Source organism: Helicobacter sp. 23-1048, assembly GCF_053654545.1.
In genome coordinates, this window is the sequence record NZ_JBSIUT010000001.1 from 371,913 (window position 1) to 390,079 (window position 18,167).

Sequence of the window (18,167 nt, forward strand, 5' to 3'; positions counted from 1 at the left end):
CTTAGATTGCCACGAGAATCCTTACGGATTTTCTCGCAATGACGAAATATTTTAGATTCGTGTTAGCGCAATCGAAGTAGTTGCGGTGGTGCTTGCGGAGTTTTTGGCATTTTGACACAAGGTTAGCGCACTGCTCGTGCGTGCCTTGTGGGAAAATGTCAAATCTCTGCAATGATTACCCAAATACAAATTGTCCTACAATGTCCTAACGACTCTCACCGCCTCTACCATATTTTTTAAGCTGGGCTTTACTTCCTCCCATTTGCGTGTTTTTAGTCCGCAGTCTGGGTTTATCCATAGTTGTTCTTGTGGGAGCACTTCGAGCAATGCTTTGATTTGCACCACGATTTCCTCTACGCTAGGGATTCTAGGGCTATGAATGTCATACACGCCCGGTCCCACTTCGTTTGCATAGCCCACGCTTTTAAAGACTTTGAGCAATTCATTGCCACTTCGCGCCGTTTCAATGCTTATCACATCAGCGTCCAACGCCTCGATTGTCTTAATAATGTCGTTAAACTCGCTATAACACATATGCGTGTGAATCTGCGTTTCGTTTTTTGCCACCGCAGTGGAGATTTTAAAGGATTCTAACGCCCATCGCTCATATTCTTTGATATTTTCAGCGCGCAATGGATAGCCCTCTTTGAATGCCGCTTCATCGACTTGAATGATTTTTACCCCTGCGTTTTGCAAGTCGTTGATTTCATCAGCGATGCCTAGCGCGATTTGCTTACATACCGCTTCACGCGCCAAATCATCGCGCACAAAGCTCCAATTTAGAATCGTTACAGGACCTGTCAGCATACCTTTCATTATCTTGCTTGTGAGGCTTTGGGCGTAGGTTATCCACTCTACCGTCATAGCCTTTGGGCGACTCACATCGCCATAGATGATTGGGGGCTTCACACAGCGAGAGCCATAGCTTTGCACCCACGCATTTTTAGAGAAAACAAAGCCCTCCATTTGCTCGCCAAAATACTCCACCATATCGTTGCGCTCTGGCTCGCCGTGCACAAGCACATCTAGCCCCACTTCCTCTTGGAATCGCACGCAATCAATAATATAATCTTTTATGCCCTTTTCATAGTCGCTTTGGCTTATCTCGCCTTTTTTATACCCTAGTCGCAATGCGCGGAGTTCGGGCGTTTGCGGGAAGCTCCCGATGGTGGTGGTGGCAAGGTTTGGATAGCCTAAAATCTCTCTTTGAATCTTAATGCGCTCTTTAAATTTTAAATCGCGTTCTTTTTTGCTTATCCCCGCTACGCGCTCGCGGATTTTTGGATTATTTGTGAGTGTAGATTTTGCTCTGGCGAGATTTGCCTCTTTGTTTTGCTCCCACGCGGATTTTGTCTCGCCTGTGATGCCATTTCTAAACACTGCATTTAAGAGCACGATTTCGCTTAGTTTTTCCTCTGCAAAGCTAAGCCAAGAGAGGATTTCGCTAGGAATCTTGCCACTCTCCTCGCCCTGCTTGCTAAAAGGCGTGTGGAGAAGCGAGCAAGAGCTCGCCACTACGATTCGCTCTTTTGGGATTTTTTGCGCGATTTGTTCAAGCAAAGCAAGTTTAGATTCCAAATTTGCCACCCAAATATTGCGCCCATCGATGACCCCAGCAAAAAGCACCTTATCGCTTTTAGCTATTGACTCTAGCGTGTCAAAATTTTTGCTCCCTGTGAGAAAATCTAACCCGATTCCATAGATTTTGCTCTCAAGCAAGATTTCGGTGAGTTCGTTGCTATGCTCAAAAAATGTGCTTACAATCGCTTTAACGCCCTTATCGCTGATAGAATCATAAATGCACTTTATCGCACTCCCGCCTTTACCGCATTCTAACCCAAAGATTTGCTCATCAAACCCGCGCACAAAGATAGGCTCGCTAAATTCGATGATGATTTCAGAATCTAGAGCCCTTAGTCCCGCGACAATTTCATCGATTAAATCCAAATACGCGCCTTTTAGCTTTTTGAAAATCGCGTGAGAGTCGCCACTTTGGATTTTACTCAACGCAAATAATGTAAAAAGCCCAATAAGGCTAATTTTGGGCGTATGTCCTAGCGATTTTGCCTCTTTATACTGCGCGATAATCCCGCTTGCATCCGCCTTATAGCTGTCATTTTCGCTTAATTCTGGCACGACATAGTGATAGTTGGTGTTAAACCACTTTGTCATCTCGCACGCCACGCCACTTTTGTGCCCGCGTGCTAGGGCGAAGTAGCCCTCTAATCCGTTGAGATTTGCAAATCTTGCGGGCTTTGCGCCAAGTGCGAATGCCAAATCCAACACATTGTCATAAAAGCTAAAATCATTGACACAGACAAAATCTAGCCCTTTTGTCGCGGTTGTGCCACCTTTTAAATCGCCTTTTGCATTGCTTGGCGCGATGATAGAGGCATTTGCTTGTAAGCCCCAATGCTTTGCGCGTAAGTCTTTTGCGACTTGTTGTAATTCATTTTCGCTTGCTTTCCCAGCCCAAAAGGCTTCTAACACCTTTTTTAGCTCTCTATTTTGCCCGATTCTAGGGAATCCTAATATGCTTGTTTGCGGATTGCTTGTTTTGCTCATAAGTTGTCCTTTGTGTTGAATTTCAAATGTGGTATTTTGGCATAAAAAATTAAAAACACAATATGTATTTTAAAATTTTTGTAATTTTTCTACGAAATACTTAGAATCTTCATAGCAAAGTTCAAGCCCAAAATGCAATTTTTCCAAAAAAAGCATATTATAATGCCACATTGATTTTATTTTCTTTGAATAAGGAATGATGATGATTGATGTGTGGATTGTTGTGAGTGTGATATTTTTGATAGTGGGCGGATTTGCGGTTTTTGTAACGCATTTAAAAAGCCAAATTTCCGCGTTTGCAAGGAAAAATGCCGAGCTCTCAGATTCCATAACGCAGTTTGAATCCCGTGCTACACAATCCCAGAATGCTATGATTGCCCTAAGAGAGGAAAATGCCGCGCTAAAAGCACAACTCTCAAGTGCGCAAACACTCTACCAAACGCTTAAAGAACAATCTACACACAGCCTTGCTACGCTTAAAATAGAGTTTGATAATGCGCTCCAAAAGCAATCAAACGCGCTTTTAGAGCAAAACAAAATATTTATCCAGCACGATTCTAAAAAGATTTTAGATGAGGTTTTTACGCCCATTCAGCGGAGTGTGGAGGAGTATTCTAAGGGCTTGCGTGATAATAAAGTGAGCTTAGAGACAAACATTAAAAATATGTTTGATTACACGCAAAGTATGCGTGAAGACGCTAATAAGCTCACTCAGATTCTCAAAGGTGATAAAAAAACTCGCGGAAATTTCGCCGAGCTTCAGCTAAAAAGCGTGCTAGAGCAAAGTGGGCTAAAGCAAGGTGAGCAATACCAACTTCAAGAGCAATCTATAATCGAGGGCAAAAAGTATATCCCCGATGCGGTGGTGTATTTGGATAAGCAAAAAAGCATTATTATCGATGCGAAGTTTTCTCTGCCTAATGATTTTGACTTCGCCGAGATTACAAACGCGGTGTGTGAGCAAATCGCTGGGAATCTCAAAGAGAGAATCGATGAGCTTGCTAAAAAGCCTTATGCGAACTTCAAACAAAACACTTATGATTATGTGCTGTTGTTTGTGCCTTATAACAACCTTTTAGATTTGGCACTGCAGGCAAATCCAAGTCTCTATCAATACGCCTATGAGAAGCAAATTTATCTCACTACACCGCATACGCTTTTTATGGCGTTAAAAACCATTCAAATCAGCTGGCTTCACATTCAAGGCGATGAAAATGTCAAAAAAGCCCTTGAGGAGTTTGGCAAGTTTTGTGATAAGTTTGGTGGCGTACTTGGCTCATTTAATGCCATTCAAAAGAATCTAAAAACCCTCTTAGGCAATATCGATACAATGCAATCCCAGCTTGATGGGCGCGGTGGGCTTACGAGCTTTGTTGAGCGTATTAGTGCGCTTGGTGTCAAAGGCAAAAAGTCTCTGCCAAAAAGTAGCGATTCTCACACGCTTGAGCACGATGATTTGCTTTCCCAAGCGTAATTTGTGGGTTGCGCATAAAGAGCACATTTGAAGTATTTAGAGGGTTTTAATGTCGCGCACTTTGAGCATTGTGTGCTTGAATGGTATGCGCGTTGCGGGCGCATTGAGCTAGCTTGGAGAAATTTTAGGCGCGATGGTTCGCAAAGCTATGAAGTGTATGTGAGTGAAATGATGCTCCAACAAACGCAAGTTTCAAGGGTTTTAGAGCATTATTATTTTCCATTTTTGCAAGAATTTCCAACGCTTAAATCTTTAGCAAATGCCACACAAGAGCGCGTGCTAAAGGCTTGGGAGGGATTAGGATATTACGCGCGGGCGCGAAATATGCAAGAGTGTGCGCGTATATGCGTGCAAAAGTATAGTGGAAATTTGCCACGCGACACACACGAACTGCAAAAACTTCCCGGCATTGGCGCGTATAGCGCGGGTGCGATTGCGTGTTTTGGTTTTGGCGAGAGTGTGGGCTTTGTAGATTCTAATATCGCACGCATATTTTATCGTCTCTTTGCTATCCAAAAGGCGAGCACAAAGGAATTATTTTCCCTTGCAAATATGCTTGTATCCACGCATAGTCCATTTGAATACAATCAAGCCTTGCTTGATATTGGTGCGCTTGTTTGTGTGAAAATGCCAAAATGCGCTATTTGTCCGCTTGGCTCAATGTGTAAAGGCAAACATTCTCCCCAACTCTATCCACACAAAAAGCCCCGTGCAAGAGAGAATCTGCATTTGCATTTGTTTGGCGTGTATTTCTTGCGGGGTAAAAAAGCGCATATCGCCCTGTGTCAAAGTGATAGCGCGCTTTATTTTGGACTATACAATTTGCCACAAACCACAAATCCCAAGATTCTCAAAAGCAAATCTAGCGATTTCCCTCTCCCCACTCACATTGGCACTTTGAAGCATAATTACACCAAATATGCCATTAGCGCGGAAGTGTATGCGATTAAATGTGAGAATCTCCCCCAAGCTAGGAGTATTTTAGCGTGCATTGATACCCGAGATTCTTACAAGGCAGAGTTTTTCACTTTTACAGAGATTGACGGTATCGCGCTTTGTAGCCTTGCTAAAAAGGCTCTCAAACTTTTAAGAAGCATTACTTGATATTTACTTTTCTTTATTAAAACGCGTATAAATTTACACCCCAACAAGGACACGCAATGCAAAAATTTATCATACACAATCTTGATTGTCCAAATTGTGCGGCAAAGCTTGAGGGCAGTCTGGCTAAGATTCCAAGTGTGCGCGAGGTTAAGATACATTTTGCAACCAATATTTTAGAAATTGATTGTGATGACATAAGCGCGGTGCGAGCAGGCATTAAAAAACTCGAGCCAAGCGTAGAAATCACAGAATCTACACTCAAAAATCACAATCCAAAACTGACATTTTTTACTCCCACTTTGGCATTGCTTGGCGCGTTGGCGGTGATTTTTGTTGGGAGCTTGTGTGCAGATTATTTGTATGGAGATTTGCTCCAAGATTCACAAAAGGAATTTTTTGAAAACGCACTTATGATTCTTTGGATTGGGATTTATCTTATCGCTGGGCGTAATGTGTTTAAGGGCGCGTTTAGAAGCATTAAGAATAAAGAGTTTTTTGATGAAAACACGCTAATGCTCATCGCCTCAATCGCGGCGTTTTGCATTGGAGCGAGCGAAGAGGCGGTAAGCATTATGCTGTTTTTCTCTGCGGGAGAATACCTCCAAGAAATCAGTGTGAAAAAATCAAAAGCCGCTATCAATCAAAGCGCGAATCTCGCGCCCACTCTCGCGCACAAATGCGTGCAAAACGCCACACAAGACACTATTGACATAGACCCACAAACACTTGAAGTGGGCGATGAAATCGTGCTGTATGCGGGAGAAATGTTGCCCTGTGATTGTGTGTTATTAAGCGAGGAAGCGAGCTTTAATTGTGCGGCAATGAGCGGAGAATCTTTGCCTGTTGATTATGTGGCGGGCAGAGAAATTTTAAGTGGGGCGATTGCGCTTAGTTCGGCTGTGAGGTTGCGCGTTGTAAGAGAGTTTGAAAAAAGTCAAATCGCCAAAATTGGCGAACTTATCGCTAATGCGAGCGCGCAAAAGTCTAAGACAGAGAGCTTCATCACTACTTTTGCGCGTTATTATACGCCTGTAATGTTGCTTTTTGCCGTGCTTGTAGCTATCATTCCGCCGTTGTTTTTCGCGCAGAGCTTTAATGAGTGGATTTATCGCGCTTTGGTGGTGCTTATGGTGAGCTGTCCTTGTGCGTTGGTGGTGTCCGTGCCTATCGGGTATTTTGGTGGATTGGCTGCTGCGAGTAAAAATGGCGCATTGCTTAAGGGCTCAAACTATTTAGAAGCCCTAAGTCAGCTCAAAGCAATCGCCTTTGACAAGACAGGCACGCTCACAAAGGGAATCTTCAAGGTCATAGAAGTCGTCCCTAGCGATGGATTCTCAAAAGATGAGGTGCTATCCTACGCGCTATGTGCGAATAATCTCTCCAATCACCCAATCGCACAATCTATCAAAGCAGAATATGAAAAGCTCGCCCACAAGCACAGCGTGAGCGAGTATGAGGAACTCTCAGGCTTAGGCGTGCGTGCGGTGTGCGATAGCCACGAGATTATCGCGGGCAATGATGCGATTTTACATAAATTTGATGTCTTGCATAATACTTGTCATATTAAGGGGAGCGTGATTCACATTAGCGTGGATAAGCGTTATGTGGGCTATATCATCATTGCTGATGAGCTTAAAGATGAGGCAGTGGGCGTAATTAGTGCGCTTAAGGGACTTGGGATAGGTTGTATAATGCTAAGTGGGGACAATGAATATCCCTGCAAAGTCGTGGCGGATAAGCTAGGCTGTGAGTTTAGGCATTCACTTTTGCCCGATGATAAGGCGCGCGAATTTAGGAATCTCAAAAATGCCACCAAAAATGGCAAAGTCGCCTTTGTGGGCGATGGTATCAATGACGCGCCCACGCTCGCGCTCGCCGATGTGGGTATCTCAATGGGCAGTGGGAGCGATATAAGCCACCAAAGCGCGGATATGATTCTCACTAATAGTTCGCTTCATACATTGCTTAAATCTATCCAAATCGCTAAGAAAACAAAGATTATCATTTATCAAAATATCGCCTTTGCGCTGATTGTCAAGGGTGCGTTTATGGTGCTTGGGCTTTTTGGCGTGGCTGAGATTTGGGAGGCAGTTTTTGGCGATGTGGGTGTAGCACTGCTCGCGCTTGCCAATGCGATGCGTGCCCTAAGACTCTAAACTCATAACTTTTGTGGTGTTTTGCCACTTTTTTCCTTTTTTTTGCATAAGAGACTTCCACTTTATTTTTTTTTTAAACAAAAATTTTTTAAAATTTGGTCGCGTTTTTGTAATAAAGAGTGCAAAAACGCAAAAATCTTAAAGAAAGGAGTCCAAATGGGAAAAGGTAATAATCCTCCACCAAATGGACCGAGCACCACAGGCAATCCTAGTGGTGGCGGTCGTGGCAATAATCCACCTAAAAAGTAATTTATTTTTAGGATTAGGATATGAAAACAGGGTGGCTTGTGAAACCAAGCTACCCTACTAACTATAAACAATACAACAAGGAGTTACAATGAAAAGAATACTTTTGCTAATAATGACAATGTGTGCGATAGCACAGGCGGAAATGACTCTCGAGGAGGCTCATAAGATTATTAAGGGGCGTAATACCATTGAATCAGATCCTTTACTTTATTTTCAAGCAATGCAAAGAATCAAAAAAGAAATCACACATTATGAAATTGAAGAACGAATCGTTGATGGATATAAGGTTGGTGAAAGACATAAGGGAATGTCAAAAGAGGGTGAAATATTAGAACAAATATATTTTGACACTGGCGTACTCTCCAAAATCACAAAAGAAAATGTAACGAGGGACATTAAAGAATCGTGCGAGGAGGGTATGTCTTCCACTATATGTTCTTTTTTGCCCACAGCGATACGAGAAGATTCTTGGGGAGAGAAAGAAGAGGTAGCATTTTATTTTCGCTCTTATGTTGTGAGTTTTATAGAAGTGGAGCGTATCCTCCAAGAACTCTCTACATTTAAACTCCCACAAAATACACCAAGCATTCATCAACGCGCAATTAGGACAATTATGCAAGATATTTATAAGGATATACAAAAAGTTTATAATAACGATGGAGAATTTTTTGAACTTGTGAAAAATTATAAAACACTCACTGCAAAATATGCTAATACACCAATTACCCAAGCGATGATAAACCCACTTAAAACATCAGCCCAGCAACAATATAACACTTTAGTAAAGTTAGAAAAACAAAGAGAGAAATTAGAAGAGCAACAGCGCGAAGAAATAGAATCCAGAAGCGAGACACAAGCAATTCGGGCAAAATTAAAACCGCTTTCTGATAAAAAACACGAACTTATGAAACTTTCAATAAATAGAAAGATTGATGATGAAAAGTTTAGGGAGGAACTTGATTTGATTGATAAGGAGATTGCGGAATTGATGAAAGAATTGCCTGCAATCCCAGAGCCTCAAGGAAACCCTGAGTTAGACACACAAATAGCTACAAAGACAGTAGAGTTATCCCTCTTGGTCCAAGAGCTTCTTTTCTTAGAGATGCAAAGAGAAATCCAAAAGGTAGAAAAAATGAACCAAACACAACTCACACAATATGTCATCCAACACTCCGTGTGTAGTAAAAAGCAACTAGAAGAGCAAGAAGAGCAAGGTGAGCAGTGTGTTGATAGGGAGGACATTATCGCTAATGCCAAAAAGGGGTGGTATGACCCACAGTATTTATTTAACCCATTTTACCCCCAGCGTCCTATCCTTATGTTAGGAGTATGGGAAGATGAGGAAGGGAATCGTTGGTCAGAACAAGAGTTTGACAGATATAATCTTATTGTAAAGAGAGCCTTTGCTCTTAATGATATAGCACAGGCTCTTAAAAATAATGATATGCAAGAGCTCCACAACTCCCTTAAATATTTTGAACAATTTACAAAAAATAAAGAGAGAGATTTTGTCTCCCAGCTTATTAAGCAAATTAAACGCACCTATAAGATTGATGATGGATATGGAGATTAAAGCAAGGGCTTATCGTTATACATTAAGGCTTAGGTGCGAGAATCTCGCTATAATGCTTAAGGCTTTGCTCAAAGATATTTTGCCCTCCGCTTTGCTTCACATTTGGCGTGAGGGGTTGTGAAAGTCCCTTATGGCAGTTTATGCACTCATCGATGACTTTGTGATTTGCTCGTAGCTCTGGGAGGCGGATTTTCTCCACGCTATGACACACAAAGCAATCCTGCCCACAGCCCACGCCAGCCCCCGCGTTATTGCTTGCTTTATCGGTATGGCAGGATTTGCACGCTAGCATTGGTTTGTGGCGCGTATCCTTTTTATAATCCAAGTTAAAATGACAACTTTTGCAATCCCCCGAGCAATTTGCCCATAGAGGTGATAATAACGATACAGCGAGCAAAATGATAACAGCGACTTTTTTCACACACTTCCTTATGCGATTATTTCGCGTAAGGGTAGCATTAGATTCTAAATTTTGCGCCACAACGGCAATTTTTGCGCATTATCCGCGCAGTTTCTCTAATCGCTCACGCTTCGTGCCAATATCTGTGATTTGGATTCCAAAGTTTCCATCGACAATGACTACCTCGCCTCGTGCGATGACTTTATCATCGACTAGGATTTCTAGCGGGTCATTGGCGAGCTGGTTGAGCTCTATCACGCTTCCAATATCCATATTGATGACATCTTTTAGGAGCATTCGCTTCTGCCCGATACGCACTTTGACATTTAAGCGCACATCTAAAATCATATTGATATTTTTAAACTCCACCGCGCTTAATGCCACGCCACCTTCCTTGCCACCCTCGCTGGAAGCCTCCCCGTTAAAGATATTGCTAAAGGATTGGGTGGTAAGGATTAAAAAGTCTGTTTGGACTTTTTCTAAAGAAAAATTAAAGATATACGCCTTATCAAACGCGCTCAAATCAATTTCTTTATCGACAAGCTCGATTTTTTCGCACGCAAAGGAGACTTTTGGGAGATTTTTTTGTGAGCCTAAGTTCGTAGAAATCGCACCAAAAATATTTGAGACAATTTCTTTAATCGCGTCTAAATCATCATTGCTTATAGAATCTTTTGGCTCGCCATCGCCTCCTAGCATCATATCAGAGAGTGCGCTTCCCATTTGCGCGGGGACAACCATAGAGATTTGTGAGTTTGACTCCCCGCTTACTTTGATATGGGCGAGCGCATACACCTTTGGCAATGATTCTAAGCTGACATTATCATCGCGAGTATGGGTGATTTGCGCATCTTTACCCAAAAGCCCAGAAATGGTCGATTTGCCCTCCGCGATGACTAAATCAATAAAACTCTTCATACTCATAGTCTTGCTCCTTACTCATTTTCTTCTTCTTCGACATCAATCACGCGGTTTTTGCGTTGCGCCTCAAGCATTTCAAGCACTTCTTTGACTTGGTCTTTTTCTGTAATGATAGTTTCTTTAATAGTGATAGTCTTGCGGTAGCGTTGCAAACCAATGGAGGCGACATACTTCTCTCTCCCATCGATTGATACGCGCACGGTGTCATCAGCCACAGAATCTAGGCGGATAATATTTCCAGCTTCTAAATCAAGCACTTCTCGCAAGCTCAAAGTCGTCTCGCCCACATACGCAGAAACCATTACGCCAGCCCCCGCGACAAGTGCTTGGAGCTCTTTATTACGCGATTTTTTTGAGCTTTTATCACTTAGCATTAAATCGCGCGTAGCAAGCCTTGAGAGCACGGTCTCAAGTGAAATCACGGGATAGCAAAGGTTCATCATACCGCTTGAGTGTCCAATGATAATCTCCATAACCACCATAATGACAATTTCATTTTGCGCCACGATTTGCACGACATTGGGGCTAGATTCTTTAGCGTCAATGCTTGGATAAATTTCTGTAACAGAAGCCCACGCTTCTTTGAGGTTTTGCATCATTTGGCGCAAAATTGTATCAAGCAAATTCACTTCAATGTCGCTAAATTCGCGCGAGTTCTCATACGGGTCGCCCTTACCGCCCAAAAGTCTATCAATCATAGGAAAGGCAATGCTTGGGTTTATCTCTAGCACGCCACTGCCCTCTAGCGGTTTCATTGAAAACACATTAAAGCTCGTAGGACTTGGCAAGCTCATTAGAAATTCCCCATAAGTCATCTGATCAACGCTATGGAGCTGAATCTCAACAATGGAGCGCATAATAGCTGAAATTTGGCTTGAGAGTGAGCGCGCCATTTTGTCGTGGATACTTTTAAACGCACGCAACTGCTCTTTACTAACGCGGTTTGGTCGTTTAAAGTCATAGAGCGTTACTTGCTTTTGATGGAGAATATCCTCTTTTTCAAGGGTGTTGGTATCCCCGCCATCATCGACTACTTCAAGTAGCGCATCAATTTCTTCTTGACTTAGTATATCAGCCACGATTTTCTCCCAATTTTACGCGGATTTTTTTAATCACTTCTTTAGAAACTTGAGAGATTCTAGATTCTGTGATTCCTAAAATTTCGCTAATCTCTCTTAAGCTCAATTCCTCAAAGAAATACAGCTGGATAATGGTTTGTTCCCTTTGGCTTAGCCCGCTTAGAATCCTAGCGATAATTTCCATTAACTCCTCTTGTTGCAAATCTTCTAAAATATTATCACCAATAATGGCATTATACTGCTCATCGATTGGCACAAGCGCGTAAATATCGCTCGCAATCCGTGCTTCTTTGATTTTTTGAATATCCTCATTGAGTGCTTTGGCTAAGTATTCATCGCTAGGCTCTTCTTGGTGGAGGTTAAAGTATTTTGAGGTTTCAAAGTCAATGCCCTTAATGAGCTTGCGACTAGAGCGAGAAAGCACATCTAAAGAGCGTAAATAATCGAGCATAGCACCATTTACGCGCGTTTTGGCATATCCCCAAAATGAGTCGTTAATCGAGCTATCATAGCGTCTAGCAAGTTTTACGAGCTCCTCTGCGCCGATTGAGACTAAATCCATTACATCAATAGAGCTTGGCAGTCGTTCTTTTAGCCGAAATGCCATAGCCTTAACGGCGGGAAGATATTGAGTGGCTAGCTCATCTTGGGCAAACTTAATATTTTTGCTATACACATTTTTCATACAATTTAGCCCTTTATCATTATTTGTTATAAGCACTTGTGCTTTTTAACACGGCACATTTAGAAATCTTCTTCGTTTTCTCTATCAGCTTCTATGCTTTTTAGGAACGAACGGATTCTCGCGCTTTCACGCTCTTTTTTGTCAAATTCGAGGCGATAATACTCCAAGTTTTGCTCTAATTTGCTCTTTCTAGTCTGCAACGAAGCAAAGTCCAAAAACCAAAAACACAACGATATGCACAATGTGATGATAAGATAAATACCCATTGTGGTAAAAATCGTCCAAATAAGCATAATGGCAGGGTCATCGAACTTAATAATGGCAAAAGTAAGCCCTATGAAAAATCCCGTAACAATACCAAAACTCATATAATTATCTGGTTTCATTCACGCCTCACACGATAAGCTAGCAATACCCTGCTACGCGCTTAAATAGACACGCCAAAGCATTGTTAGAATTAAGCATATTTTGTTCCATTTTATGCGCGTCTTTTGGTGTGGATTGTGAAGTAAAAAGCGTGGATTCTAACGCAATGAGATTATGCAAGATAGTATCCATTTGGAATTTTTCCGCGCTTAAGCTTTGTGTTTTACAAAAAATCTCTCTTTTTCTGCACGCATTGATTACAAGCGGGCTATGGGCTAAGAATCCTAAATAGTGGAGAGTAAGACCCGGGATTTTAGATTTCGCAAGCGACTTCATACGAGAAAATACCGAATTTGCCTCGCTCGCGCTTTGTGCCATATTAAGCACGATGGCAATATCACTTTTTTCTTTAGCATTGAGCTTTATAGTGGCGTAGGCATCGGTGATTGCACTTGGGTCATTCATCGTAACGACAATAAGCAAGTCGCTTGCGTCTAAAAAGTTTTGTGAGATTCCCCCAAGACCAGCTCCTGTATCAATTATCATATAATCAATATCTTCACACACACCACTTTCGTTTAAAAATCGCTCAAACACACCACTATTAGCATATTTGAGAATCTCATCTCCATTATCCCCGGGTATGAGTAATAAATTTTTTTCGACATTAAAAATAATATCCTTAAATCCCACTTCGCCTTTTAGTGCGTGTAAAATGTTGTATTTGGCGTGGATTCCAAACATAATGTCTAAATTTGCCAATCCAATATCAGCATCAAAAATAGCTACTTTTTTGCCAAGCTTGCACAACAAATAAGCGAGGTTTGCTGCTATACTTGATTTCCCAACGCCACCTTTCCCGCTGGTGATAGCGATAAAACGCGTCTTGTATAAAAACCTTTTTTCACGCTTCTCAACGAGATTTTTGAGTTCGCTTGCTTGATTTGGTTGCATTATCGCCCCCTATATCAACATTTTTTCTTTGACGCCCTCAAATCCTTCTAGCAGGCAATCTACCAAGTAGTCATTATTTGCCACCACCAAGTCATTTGGCACTCCTTGCCCAATGGAGAGATAACTAATGGGTTTTTTGCTTTCATACACTAATGAAAACATATTTCCAAAGTAGCGACTTTCATCAAGTTTGCTAAAAATCATCGTATCAATATCAAGGTAATTTGCAAACGCATTGTAAGTATCGCGCAAATCCTCGTATTTGACATTAAGCGCGAGCACAAGTGAAACATCGATTTTGTAGTCATTATCCACAAATTTTTTAATCGATTCAAATTTTTGTTTGTCATTTTGCGAATGACCAGCCGTATCGATTAAAATAAAATCACAATGTTTGAGGGCATCAATGGCTGCGCCGAGCTCTTGAGGCTCTACTACTGTATCAATGCTTAACCTCATCATTCGCGCATACGCCATTAGTTGGTCTACCGCAGCTAAGCGATAAGTATCAAGCGTGATAATCCCAACTTTATGGCGTTTTTCTACCATTAGGCTATATCGTGCGGCAAGTTTTGCTAGCGTGGTGGTTTTACCCACTCCTGTGGGACCTACAAACATCATTATGCGTTTTTGTGTGCTTTGGAGATTCTCTGTGCGACAATAAATCATCTTTCGCAACACTTCGCGGAAATATCGCTTTGTCATCACAGAGTTTTCGCGCATTCTAAGAGGCATAAGCTCTAAACTTAGGCGCATAATCATCTCTAAATGCTCCTTGCTCATTCCACTTTCTTTGGCGATTCGATAGATTTCAGAAAACTCCTGCGGTATGTGTAAATCATTTGGCGCGCGTTCTTGCCAAAACATATTTTGGATAAGTTTGATTCTATCATTCACCTTGCCCATTTCATCGCGCAACTCCTTGATTTCAACCCTTTCTGCTTGTCGCTCGGCGCGCATTTCACTGAGTTTAGAATCAAGTTTTACCTCGCCAAGAGGCGGTGTGTCTATCGGGGTTTGGACTTGCCCTACATTTTTGTAAGGATTGGTGTTTGAGAGATTGGTTGTTCTTTTGTTTGAATCTGTTTTGAGTTCGTTTGCTCTTGGGCTACTCACACCCGCGATTTGAGAAACTTCGCGCACAAGGTTGCTTAGCTGGATAGTCGCCTCATCACCACCTTTTACCTTTTGTGCGCGCTTTTTAGCGAGCTGTTTTTGTGCTATTTCTTCAATCCTTGCTTGGACGCTATTGGTGGGGAGTTCAGATTCTTGTGTTGCGGGATTTTGCGCATTTGTTTGAGAATCTGCCATTGCTTGTGCATTTGTGCCACTAGAAGTCTCCTCATCAACCACAAAAACCATCTCATAAAGCCCCGCTTGTGTGGGCGATTTTTTACGCACTTCTTTTGTTTCTAAAAGCTGAATCTCATCGCCCAGCTCATCTCTAGCCTTTTTCATCGCTTCTGCTGGCGTTTCCCCAGAAAATGTAACTACTCTTTTTGCCATAAATTTCCTTTTCAATGTTTAGATTCTAGCAAACTTAGCGGGATACACACACTTAGTCGTTTCTCCCAATGAATGTGTGGAATTGTAAGATATTCTCGCTTTAAAATCAATTTGTTAAACAAAATTATATCAATATCTAGGATTCTTGGTGCATTTTTAAACACTCTTTTTCTCTTTCTGCCAAAACGGCGTTCCAAATAAAACACAAGCGCGTAAATTTCTAATAAACATAGGCTTGTTTGTGCGTATATAACGGCATTTAAAAAATCTGGTTGATTGATATAGCCAAAGGCAGGGTTTTTTATGATTGGACTTGAGTGGAGTGCAGTGATTTTTGGGTGGTTTTTTAGCGTGCGAAAAAGATTCTCAAAAACTTTATGGGTGGTTGGCATATTTCCGCCAATGCCTAAAACAATGTGGTTGCGCGCGCGTAATTTTCTATGTTTTTGGAATGTAAGCGCGGGGTGTAAGTCATAGTAACTATAATGTGCGGGATAAGATTTTTGCGCAAGTGTAGTGATTTGTGCCATTAAACTCCCTAACTCTCAAATAAATATGTTGTGGTTAGAATAAAATTTGCTAAAAAATTTTACAATCCCAAAGAATTATACATTAAAAGGAGTGCAAGTGAAAAAAACAAATGTAACAAAAACTTCCATAACAAAAATCTTTTTGGCGATGATTTTTGCATTGAGTGGATTGTGTGGAGCGAGTGATTTTGAAACAAAAGTGCAAAAACTTATTAAAGAAAAAACTAAGCAAGATGTGAAAGTTTTACGCACCATAGAGCTTAAGGGTACAAAGGATATAAAACTTGTCATTATGCAGGCGGGCAAACTCAAAGTGCCTGTATTTGCAAGCAGTGATGGCAATGTCGTCTTGGGTGCAAGCAATGTGTTTTTATCGAGCGATAATGCTGATAGCGCGGAGTATCAAAATATCACAATGCAACTTAACGTACAAAATGACAAGCCAGATAATCAAGCGGTGGCAAAGTTTTTTAATGGGTTAAAAAAAGATGAATTTATCGTGCTTGATTCTGCAAGCAAAAAAATTACTTATATTGTTGCTGACCCAAATTGCGGAAGTTGTCAAAGAGAAATGCAAAACATAGAATCTAAACTCAAAGATTCTAAGGTTTATGTGCTTTTGGTGGGATTTTTGGGACCAGATTCTGCATTAAAGTCCTCGATGATAAAACAACGACTTTTAGACCAAAAGGATACCGCACAAAAAGTCGCTTTGCTTAAAGAAGTTTTTACGCACGGGTATCAACTACCTGACAAATACAAGAATGCCGATGTGAGCGATATTTTTAAATTAAGCGAAAAGGTTGCTCAAGCGGGCATTAAATCTGTGCCATATATTTATCAAAGCACAAAATAAGCAAACTTTAACCTAACAAATTATACAATGCGTTATAAAAACAAAAGGATGGCAAATGAGACTAAAAACCCAGCACGCGCCATATATCGCCAATAAGATTAGCTTAGATTTATCAAACGCTGATTTTATTGAGATTATAGGCTCGCTAGATAATGTTACACAAGTTGCCTTGCAAGCTCTGCAAGAGAATATTCAACAAGAGCGCGAAATCAATGAACGAGCAAATGAATTGCTCCAAGAGCACGAGACAGAAATTGAGGATTATCGAATGGACGAGAATGAGTTGGCGTGGAAGTTTCGCCGTCAAATTGCGAGCGAGCGAAATTTCTCGCTAAGTTGGGACGAGCGGTGCAGCGATATTTCACACAAGATTCTTACCGAGCTCACTAAAGCACGACTTATTGGCTTTAAGGTTTCTGAGATGATTATCAAAAATACCATTCACAAGGCAATCAATGAATATTCCAGAATCTATGAAAAAAGCGAAGAAGAAGTGCTAAAAAAAATCGATAAATACAAGCGTAGATTGGTTGCAGGGAGCGAGGAATACAACATTATCTTTGCCAAACTCTATGAAGAAGAGCTCCGCAAAAGAGGATTGGCATAATGGCACGCAAAAGCACCGCCAATATGGAGAAAATTTCGCTGTATTTTGAAAATGGTGTGTTTTTGCAAGCAAGTAGCTTTGGTGCATCTGGCGAAGCAGTGGGTGAAATAGTTTTTAACACTTCTCTTACGGGCTATCAAGAAATCATCACTGACCCAAGCTATGCGGGGCAGTTTATCACTTTTAGTATGCCAGAGATTGGCATTGTGGGTGCAAACGAGCAAGATTACGAATCTATGGAGATTTTTGCAAAGGGCGTGATAGTTTCTCATTATAATGACCGTTTTTCAAACTTCCGCGCTACAAGCTCGCTCTCTCACATATTACAAAAGCACAATATTCTTGGAATCTGTGGTATTGATACGCGTGCGATTATCAAAATGCTCCGCACACAAGGGGCTATGATGATGATAGCAAGCACACAATGCCACGATAAGCAAGTCTTAGAGCAAAAACTCGCCAACTCTCCACGCATAGAACACATCAACTACATTCAGCAAGTCTCCACACAAAAAGCCTATACGCACCAAGATAGCGTGTATGATTTCGAGCAATTTGCATACAGCAAGCCAAAATGGCGCAAAAAAATTATCGCCATTGATTTTGGTATCAAACGCAATATTTTAAACGAACTCAATGCCGTAGGGCTTGAAGTAGAGGTAATATCGCACAAATTTCGTGCGACTGAGATTATCAAGCGATTCCAAAGTGGCGAGATAAGTGGCGTATTTTTATCCAACGGACCGGGCGACCCGCTAAGTTTGCAAGATGAGGTAAAAGAGATTAGACAGCTTATAGATTCTGCCATTCCTATTTTTGGTATTTGTTTGGGACATCAACTTTTGGCTCTTGCGCACGGCTTTGAGACTTATAAGTTAAAATTTGGACATCACGGGGGCAATCACCCTGTGAAAAATCTCCTTACAAATGCCGTAGAAATCACATCGCAAAACCACAACTACTCTGTGCCAGATTCTATAGAATCCATCGCTGATGTTACACATAGGAATCTCTTTGATGGGACTATCGAGGGATTACAATATCATAATAAGCCCATTTTTTCTCTCCAGCACCACCCAGAGGCAAGTCCGGGACCAAAGGAATCTCGCCGTGTTTTTGAGCAATTTGCACAAATGCTTTAG

The 18,167-nt window shown here is 41.4% G+C and carries 17 protein-coding genes; 7 read left to right on the forward strand and 10 right to left on the reverse strand.

Features of this window, described 5'->3' with window-relative positions; translation table 11 throughout:
- Position 1: 1 nt before the first annotated feature.
- Both ACWIWK_RS01895 and metE read right to left on the reverse strand, forming a co-directional pair.
- Positions 2-172 (reverse strand): hypothetical protein, encoded by a 171-nt coding sequence (locus tag ACWIWK_RS01895; protein ID WP_454150319.1) that lies wholly within the window; start codon positions 170-172, stop codon positions 2-4.
- Positions 173-195: 23 nt separating this feature from the next.
- Positions 196-2,565, reverse strand: a complete 2,370-nt coding sequence (metE, locus tag ACWIWK_RS01900; RefSeq protein WP_454150321.1) for a 5-methyltetrahydropteroyltriglutamate--homocysteine S-methyltransferase — start codon at positions 2,563-2,565, stop codon at positions 196-198.
- Between the two features lie 202 nt (positions 2,566-2,767).
- On the opposite strand from metE, the gene ACWIWK_RS01905 reads away from it, so the two are divergent.
- The 4 genes from ACWIWK_RS01905 to ACWIWK_RS01920 all read left to right on the forward strand — a co-directional run bounded on the left by ACWIWK_RS01905 (position 2,768) and on the right by ACWIWK_RS01920 (position 9,121).
- Positions 2,768-4,039: a DNA recombination protein RmuC gene (locus tag ACWIWK_RS01905; RefSeq protein ID WP_454150323.1), complete on the forward strand. Its 1,272-nt coding sequence runs from the start codon at positions 2,768-2,770 to the stop codon at positions 4,037-4,039.
- 27 nt (positions 4,040-4,066) lie between these two features.
- Positions 4,067-5,143, forward strand: a complete 1,077-nt coding sequence (locus tag ACWIWK_RS01910) for an A/G-specific adenine glycosylase (protein WP_454150324.1) — start codon at positions 4,067-4,069, stop codon at positions 5,141-5,143.
- A gap of 56 nt (positions 5,144-5,199) precedes the next feature.
- On the forward strand, positions 5,200-7,299 hold the full coding sequence (locus ACWIWK_RS01915) for a heavy metal translocating P-type ATPase (protein ID WP_454150326.1): 2,100 nt from the start codon (positions 5,200-5,202) through the stop codon (positions 7,297-7,299).
- A 337-nt stretch (positions 7,300-7,636) separates the two neighbouring features.
- Positions 7,637-9,121, forward strand: coding sequence for a hypothetical protein (locus ACWIWK_RS01920; RefSeq protein WP_454150328.1), 1,485 nt, complete (start codon positions 7,637-7,639; stop codon positions 9,119-9,121).
- A gap of 22 nt (positions 9,122-9,143) precedes the next feature.
- Here the strand turns inward: ACWIWK_RS01920 and ACWIWK_RS01925 are convergent, their stop codons facing one another.
- The 8 genes from ACWIWK_RS01925 to folK all read right to left on the reverse strand — a co-directional run bounded on the left by ACWIWK_RS01925 (position 9,144) and on the right by folK (position 15,562).
- The gene (locus ACWIWK_RS01925; protein WP_454150330.1) at positions 9,144-9,542 is read right to left on the reverse strand and encodes a hypothetical protein; all 399 of its coding nucleotides are present in this window, start codon (positions 9,540-9,542) and stop codon (positions 9,144-9,146) included.
- A gap of 78 nt (positions 9,543-9,620) precedes the next feature.
- A complete protein-coding gene (gene fliY, locus ACWIWK_RS01930) occupies positions 9,621-10,439 on the reverse strand; it encodes a flagellar motor switch protein FliY (RefSeq protein WP_454152006.1) in 819 nt (272 codons plus the stop codon).
- Positions 10,440-10,456: 17 nt separating this feature from the next.
- Positions 10,457-11,521, reverse strand: a complete 1,065-nt coding sequence (gene fliM, locus ACWIWK_RS01935; RefSeq protein ID WP_454150331.1) for a flagellar motor switch protein FliM — start codon at positions 11,519-11,521, stop codon at positions 10,457-10,459.
- On the reverse strand, positions 11,514-12,206 hold the full coding sequence (locus ACWIWK_RS01940) for an RNA polymerase sigma factor FliA (protein ID WP_454150333.1): 693 nt from the start codon (positions 12,204-12,206) through the stop codon (positions 11,514-11,516). Before ACWIWK_RS01940 ends, fliM begins: the two co-directional genes overlap by 8 nt.
- Positions 12,207-12,265: 59 nt before the next feature.
- The gene (locus ACWIWK_RS01945) at positions 12,266-12,592 is read right to left on the reverse strand and encodes a hypothetical protein (RefSeq protein ID WP_454150334.1); all 327 of its coding nucleotides are present in this window, start codon (positions 12,590-12,592) and stop codon (positions 12,266-12,268) included.
- 19 nt (positions 12,593-12,611) lie between these two features.
- Positions 12,612-13,526 (reverse strand): P-loop NTPase, encoded by a 915-nt coding sequence (locus ACWIWK_RS01950; RefSeq protein ID WP_454150336.1) that lies wholly within the window; start codon positions 13,524-13,526, stop codon positions 12,612-12,614.
- 9 nt (positions 13,527-13,535) lie between these two features.
- Positions 13,536-15,032 carry a flagellar biosynthesis protein FlhF gene (gene flhF, locus ACWIWK_RS01955; protein WP_454150338.1) on the reverse strand — a complete coding sequence of 499 codons (1,497 nt, stop codon included), beginning with the start codon at positions 15,030-15,032 and terminating at the stop codon, positions 13,536-13,538.
- 11 nt (positions 15,033-15,043) lie between these two features.
- A complete protein-coding gene (folK, locus tag ACWIWK_RS01960) occupies positions 15,044-15,562 on the reverse strand; it encodes a 2-amino-4-hydroxy-6-hydroxymethyldihydropteridine diphosphokinase (protein WP_454150340.1) in 519 nt (172 codons plus the stop codon).
- 97 nt (positions 15,563-15,659) lie between these two features.
- On the opposite strand from folK, the gene ACWIWK_RS01965 reads away from it, so the two are divergent.
- Genes ACWIWK_RS01965 through carA form a run of 3 tightly spaced genes read left to right on the forward strand, consistent with a single transcriptional unit; the run spans position 15,660 to position 18,167 of the window.
- The gene (locus ACWIWK_RS01965; protein ID WP_454150342.1) at positions 15,660-16,418 is read left to right on the forward strand and encodes a protein-disulfide isomerase; all 759 of its coding nucleotides are present in this window, start codon (positions 15,660-15,662) and stop codon (positions 16,416-16,418) included.
- Positions 16,419-16,473: 55 nt separating this feature from the next.
- Positions 16,474-17,025: a DUF507 family protein gene (locus ACWIWK_RS01970; protein ID WP_454150343.1), complete on the forward strand. Its 552-nt coding sequence runs from the start codon at positions 16,474-16,476 to the stop codon at positions 17,023-17,025.
- The gene (gene carA / locus ACWIWK_RS01975; protein WP_454150345.1) at positions 17,025-18,167 is read left to right on the forward strand and encodes a glutamine-hydrolyzing carbamoyl-phosphate synthase small subunit; all 1,143 of its coding nucleotides are present in this window, start codon (positions 17,025-17,027) and stop codon (positions 18,165-18,167) included. The genes ACWIWK_RS01970 and carA overlap by 1 nt, the downstream gene beginning before the upstream one ends.